This window comes from Actinomadura sp., assembly GCF_044508335.1.
Lineage (GTDB): Bacteria > Actinomycetota > Actinomycetes > Streptosporangiales > Streptosporangiaceae > Spirillospora.
This window is the reverse complement of the sequence record NZ_JBIQHY010000028.1, coordinates 1-5,576: the sequence shown is the minus strand read 5'-3', so window position 1 is coordinate 5,576 and position 5,576 is coordinate 1. Positions and strand designations below refer to the sequence as shown.

Annotated in this window: 6 protein-coding genes; 2 read left to right on the top strand and 4 right to left on the bottom strand. The window is 71.0% G+C overall.

What is annotated here, in order from left to right:
* Window positions 1-41: 41 nt before the first annotated feature.
* Together ACIWVC_RS12970 and ACIWVC_RS12965 are read right to left on the bottom strand one after the other, a co-directional pair.
* Window positions 42-1,340 (bottom strand): MFS transporter, encoded by a 1,299-nt coding sequence (locus tag ACIWVC_RS12970; protein ID WP_396447515.1) that lies wholly within the window; start codon window positions 1,338-1,340, stop codon window positions 42-44.
* Window positions 1,319-2,497 (bottom strand): glycosyltransferase family 4 protein, encoded by a 1,179-nt coding sequence (locus tag ACIWVC_RS12965; RefSeq protein ID WP_396447516.1) that lies wholly within the window; start codon window positions 2,495-2,497, stop codon window positions 1,319-1,321. Before ACIWVC_RS12965 ends, ACIWVC_RS12970 begins: the two co-directional genes overlap by 22 nt.
* A 221-nt stretch (window positions 2,498-2,718) precedes the next feature.
* On the opposite strand from ACIWVC_RS12965, the gene ACIWVC_RS12960 reads away from it, so the two are divergent.
* The gene (locus ACIWVC_RS12960) at window positions 2,719-4,368 is read left to right on the top strand and encodes a DUF262 domain-containing protein (protein ID WP_396447517.1); all 1,650 of its coding nucleotides are present in this window, start codon (window positions 2,719-2,721) and stop codon (window positions 4,366-4,368) included.
* Between the two features lie 54 nt (window positions 4,369-4,422).
* Window positions 4,423-5,076, top strand: a complete 654-nt coding sequence (locus tag ACIWVC_RS12955; RefSeq protein ID WP_396447518.1) for a RadC family protein — start codon at window positions 4,423-4,425, stop codon at window positions 5,074-5,076.
* Here the strand turns inward: ACIWVC_RS12955 and ACIWVC_RS12950 are convergent.
* Entirely contained in the window at window positions 5,045-5,242 is a 198-nt protein-coding gene (locus ACIWVC_RS12950) for a hypothetical protein (protein ID WP_396447519.1), read from the bottom strand. The two genes, ACIWVC_RS12955 and ACIWVC_RS12950, sit on opposite strands and share 32 nt — an antisense overlap.
* Window positions 5,239-5,436, bottom strand: a complete 198-nt coding sequence (locus tag ACIWVC_RS12945; protein WP_396447520.1) for a hypothetical protein — start codon at window positions 5,434-5,436, stop codon at window positions 5,239-5,241. Before ACIWVC_RS12945 ends, ACIWVC_RS12950 begins: the two co-directional genes overlap by 4 nt.
* Window positions 5,437-5,576: the final 140 nt, after the last annotated feature.

The window sequence follows — 5,576 nt, the reverse complement described above, 5'->3', positions numbered from 1 at the left end:
GCGCGCGGCCGACAGCCGCGGCGAGGCGTCCCCGGTGGAGATCACGAGTGGTCCCGAGCCCGTGCCTCCCCGGTAGGCGACATCGTCCGCGCGCCGGGGGCGCGGATCAGGAAGGTGCCCGCCAGCACCAGCAGGCCGGACGCCGCCAGCACGAACTGGCCCGGCGCCAGCCCGAGCGGGGACGCGCCGGCCTCCTTCAGGAGGTCGGCCGCGCCGCCCGACAGCAGCGCCGCCAGCGCCAGCCCGAACCGCAGCACCGCGTGGAACGCGGTCAGCGCCAGGTTGCGCTCCACCCCGCTGAGCGACTCCTGGAGATAGGTGATGCCGCCGACCAGCGCGCTCGTCGCCGCGGCGCCGAACACGACCGCCCCGATGAACGACCACGTGATCGACCCCAGCCCGCCCATCAGCGCGATCACGATGCCCTGCGCGGCCGTCCCCAGCCGGACCTGCGTCATCAGGCTGCCCGCCTTGCGGTGGATCAGCAGCAGGCCCGCGAGCGCGCCCACGCCGAACAGCACCACCAGCGCACCGAACCCGACCGCGCCCGCGTCCAGCGTGTTCTTCACGAACACCACGCCGAGCGAGAACAGCGCGCCCAGCCCGAGCGCCACCACCGCGACCCCCGGCATGACGCCCCGCACCACCGGGAGCTTGAGCGCCTTGAAGAAACCGCCCTGCGACTCCCGCTCGGTGTGCTCCATCTCCGACTTCTCGACCGGGCCGGGCCCGAGGTCGGGGATCGAGCGGATGGCGAAGTACGACACGAGATACGTCACCGCGTTCAGCCAGAACACCACCACGTACCGCCAGTGGCCCTCCCAGCCGGCCATGTTCGACAGCCACAGCAGCAGCCCGAACGCCCCCGCGCCCAGCGGGATCATCCCGTAGGACGTCGCCATCGTGATGCCGTTGGCCAGCTCCAGCGTCGCCGTGTCGTGCTTGTCCTCCTCGTCCTCGATGAGGAACGGGATCGCCGCGTCCCGGGCCGGCAGGAACATCAGCCCCACGACCTCGATGAGGAACGCCCAGACGTACACCCACACCAGCCACGGGACGACCGGCAGCGCCAGCGCCATGCCCGTCCGCACCAGGTCCGACCACAGCATCACGCTGCGCCGCCGCCACCGCGTCACCACCCGCGCCGCCACCGGCGCGCCCACCGCCGACGGGAGCAGCCGCAGCACCAGCACCCCGCCCACCGCCGTCGTGGAGCCGCTCAGCTCCAGGACGAAGTACATCAGCGCGAGCGTGCCCATCCAGTCGCCGAACGAGGAGACCGTCTGACCGAGGATGAGCCGCCGGAAGTCCCGGCGGCTCAGCTGCTCCTTGAGTCCCATGCGGGCTCCATCCCCGGTCTAGCCCACGGCGACGGCGAATCGCGGTCCGGAGCGTCCGACAGCAGCCTCCCGAGCTTGGCCGCGGCCATGTCCCAGCTCCAGTTCCGGCACGTCCACTCCCGCCCCGCCGCCCCCATCGCGGCGGCCCGCTCGGGGGAGGAGAGCAGCCGGTGCAGGGTGAGCGCCAGCTCGTCCGGGCGGGTCGCGTCGACCAGCACGCCCGTCCGCCCGTCGATCAGCGCCGCCGGGCTGCCGCCCGACCGGCCGACCACCACCGGCAGCCCCGCCGCGGACGCCTCCAGCACCGACAGGCCCAGCCCCTCCGTCTGCAGCCCGTGCCGGTCGTCGCGGCACGGCAGCGCGAACACGTCGGCGGCGGCGTAGTAGCGCGGCAGGTCGGCCGCGGACACGAGCCCGGCCAGCGTGACCGCGCCCGGCGCGCACCGGTCCGCCATCTCCTGCAGCCGGTGCCGCATCGGGCCGTCCCCGACGATGACCAGCCGCGCGTCCGGCCGCCGCCGCACCACGTCGCCCCACGCCCGGACCAGCATGTCGTGGCCCTTCCGCCGGACCAGCCGGGCCACGCTGAGCACCACGGGGCCCTTGCCGAGCCCGTGCCGCCGCCGGACCGCCGAACCGTCCAGGCCCGGCCGGAACCGCACCGTGTCCACCGCGCCCGCGAGCCGCACCAGCCGCGTCCGGTCCCCGACGGCGCCCGCCACCTCCGGCAGCGTCGCCTCGCACAGGTGCGTCAGCACGTCGAACGACCGGGCCGCCGCCCGCAGCGCCGCCCGCGTCGGCGGCGCCCGGAACCACCCCAGCTCCTGCCCGTGCGCCGAGCCGACCAGCCACCGCACCCCCGCCGCCCGCATCAGCGGCGCGTACATCCCGAACGGCGCCGCCGCCGTGATCCACCCCGCCTCGATCCGGTACTGCGCCACGATCCGCCGCAACCCGCGGAACAGCAGGTACCCGCGCCGCCGCACCACCGGGAAGTCCAGCCCCGCGTCGAACTCCGCCGCCCCTTCCCGCGCCGGCGCCACCACGACCACCCGGTCCGCGGGCAGCCGCCGCACCAGCTCCCACGTGAACGTCTGCACCCCGCCGGGCTCAGGTGGAAAGTGCCCGGTCAGCACCAAGGTCCGTGGGATCTCCATGCGTCAACGACTTCCCATCCAGACGTGGGCCAATCCTTGGAGGGCGGGCGGCCGCCCTGCAGTCAGCGGGCGCATGGACTGGCCGGGATGGTCGATATGACGGAAAGGTCGCCGCGGGGATCGGCGTGCGTGCCAAGATGAGGTAAAGGGCTGACGGTGAGTGAAGTGGGAGTCAAGTGCCGAGGAGCTCGCAGGAACGAGAGCACAGGCCACTACCAGAGTTGATCACGAGCCTGGCGTCGCGGGTCCACCAGGGACGCGTCCGGCTGCCGAAATTCCAGCGTGAATTCGTCTGGTCGCGAAGTCAGGTACTGGACCTGCTCGACTCGATAGCACGCAACTACCCCATCGGCAGTCTCCTGCTGTGGCGGAGCAGACTGCCGCTCGCCAGCGAGCGCAGCATCGCCGGTCTTGAGATCGACGCCTATGGCGGCAGAGAGGACACCGCCTACCTTCTCGACGGCTGCCAGCGTCTCTCAACGATCTGCGGTGCCCTCTACTGGGAGCCGGATGGCGATCCGCGCAGTTTCTGGAATCTCGCCTACGACCTGGAAGAAGAACGGTTCCTGCACCGCTGGGATCTCGATGATCCACCACCCCACCAGGTTCCTCTCCGCTTTCTTGCGGAACCCTCCGACTTCTTCCAACGGGTCATGGAACTGCCGAAGGACCACCAGCAACGGGCCCGCCTGCTGTTCGACCGTTTCACCAAGTACGAGGTCGCGGTCGTCACGCTCGAAACCACATCGATCACCGAGGTCGGACGCATCTTCGAGCGGGTCAACACCCGAGGCACGCCGCTCACCACCGTGGAGATCGTCCGCGCCGCCACCTGGCGAGGTGATTTCGATCTGCTGGACGCGATCGACCGGGTGCGTCACGCCCTCGAACGGAAGCACTACGGCAAGATCGACCGCATGCTGCTGCTCCGCTCGATCTCCGCGGCAGCGGGCCTGGGGTTCGCGGCCAAGGATATCGAGCGCCTGCCCGGCACCTCCGCTGCGACCCTGGCGTCGGCCATCGAACAGACAGAGGACGCTTCGCGCCGTGCCGTGGACTTCCTCACCACCGAGATCGGTACGCCGACTGCCGAGGCGCTTCCGTACCCGAACCAGCTCGCGGTCGTGATCGAGATCTTCCGGCTGCTCCCGAAGCCGGACGCACGACAGTTCGCCGCGATCCGCAGCTGGTTCTGGAGGACGGCGCTGACCGGGTACTACGAGGGCTGGAACGCGGGGAGGATGGCCGAGGACCTTGCCGCCGTCCGGGCTTTCGCAACCGGTGAGACCAAGACCATCGAGGTGGAGGCCGCGCCGTTGAGTTGGAGGCTCTGGCAGTCCCACCAGTACCGGCGCGACAGCGGCAGGACGAAGGCGTTCGCGCTCCTGCTGGCGGCGGCGGGGCCCCGGGACCTGCGCACGGGGCAGCGGATCGACACGGGGCGGGCCCTGGCCATGTCCAACGACATGCAGTACCACCACTTCTTCCCCAAAGCGTGGCTGATGCGCGAAGGGCACACGTTCGAGCAGGCGAACACGCTGCTCAACATCGTGATGCTGACGGCGATCAGCAATCAGGCTGTGGCGGACCAGGCACCCGCCGCCTACCTCAAGGACGAGATCGATTTCAGCGGCGAGGAGGAGATGCGCGCCCGGCTGGAGAGCCTCCTCGTCTCACCGCAGGCGTTCGACGCGGCCATGCGGGGCGACTATCAGGTGTTCCTCTCCGCGCGTGCGGAGACGCTTCTCGCCTGGGCCGAGGATCTCGTCAGGGGCGCCGAGATCGCCGGGCCTCGGGACCAGGACCCCGACCCCGAGGTGACCCGGCGGTCTCTGGAGGTCGACGTCATGGACACCGACACCGACGACTGAGCCCGCGGCGTTCTGTCGGACCCGCCTGCTCTCCTTGCCGGGGAGGTGATGCGGATGCGGGTCAAGGACTTGCCCGAGTCGGACAGGCCGCGGGAGCGCCTGCTGCGGCAGGGGCCGCGCGCCCTGTCCGACCGTGAACTGCTGGCACTGGTCCTCGGTGCTGGACTGCCTGGCTGTGACGCCATCGAAGTCGCCGCCCGGCTGATCGATGCTCAAGGATGCCTGGCGAGCCTGGCCGCAGCCGAGGCTTCCACCTTGAGCCGCCTCCCTGGGATCGGCCCCGCGAGGGCGGCGCGCGTTGCCGCAGCCTTCGAGCTGGCCCGGCGCGCGGCGAACGGTGCGGAACGCCGTAGGATCCAGGGCTCGGCCGATCTCGCCACCGTCTCAGCCCCCTACCTGCGGGGGCTGCGGCACGAGCGCGTGGTGGTGATCGCCTGTACTGCCGCCGGGCGAGTCCTGCGCGTTATCCCGCTGACCGAGGGCGCCACCGACCGGAGCCTTGTCCCCGTCCGTGACGTCCTGAGCGCCGTCCTCGGGATCGGCGGCGCCGCGTTCGGCGTTGCGCACAACCATCCCAGTGGACGCCTTGACCCCAGCCCGTCCGACCGCAGGGTGACGGGCGCGTTGCGTGACGCAGCCGAAACGGTCGGCCTGCGTTTCCTTGACCACGTCATCCTCACCGAAACCGCTTGGGCTCGGGTGTCGTGACCAGCCCGGCGAGCGGGTGGAGCCTTTTCACGAGGGCTTCGGGGGAGGCGGCCTCGATCAGGCGGTCCGGACGGCCGGGCACGTAGGCCCACCAGGAGCCGGTGTAGAGCCCGTACCAGACCTGCAGACCCGGGATCCAGCGCTTCAGGCCGGCGGCCGGATTCACCGGCTCAGTTCCCCGCCACTCGGCTGGACGGCCAGCGCCGCGCGGAGCTCGTCCTCGGAGTCGGCGATGACGGTCGGCGGCAGCGTCGAGTTCGGGTCACGCCGGACGGCGCCCCAGTACGCGCCCTCCCGGGACAGCCACACCAGCCAGGCGGGGAAGTCCCGTTCGATCTCGGCCGTTCTCGTGTTCTTCATAGGTTGACCTGCCCCTTCGCGGCTGATCCGATCGGCCGTCGTTCGATTCGCGAGGACAGGCTGCTCTCTGTTGATTACGCGGAGCTACGAAGTGGCGTTAACTGCACATCCACCCGCTGCGTCCCACGTCAACCGAACGC

Bases quoted from the DNA above. Each gene is read 5' to 3' on its own strand.
- ACIWVC_RS12970 (WP_396447515.1), bottom strand. From the start codon at position 1,340: ATGGGACTCAAGGAGCAGCTGAGCCGCCGGGACTTCCGGCGGCTCATC.
- ACIWVC_RS12965 (WP_396447516.1), bottom strand. From the start codon at position 2,497: ATGGAGATCCCACGGACCTTGGTGCTGACCGGGCACTTTCCACCTGAG.
- ACIWVC_RS12955 (WP_396447518.1), top strand. From the start codon at position 4,423: ATGCGGGTCAAGGACTTGCCCGAGTCGGACAGGCCGCGGGAGCGCCTG.
- ACIWVC_RS12945 (WP_396447520.1), bottom strand. From the start codon at position 5,436: ATGAAGAACACGAGAACGGCCGAGATCGAACGGGACTTCCCCGCCTGG.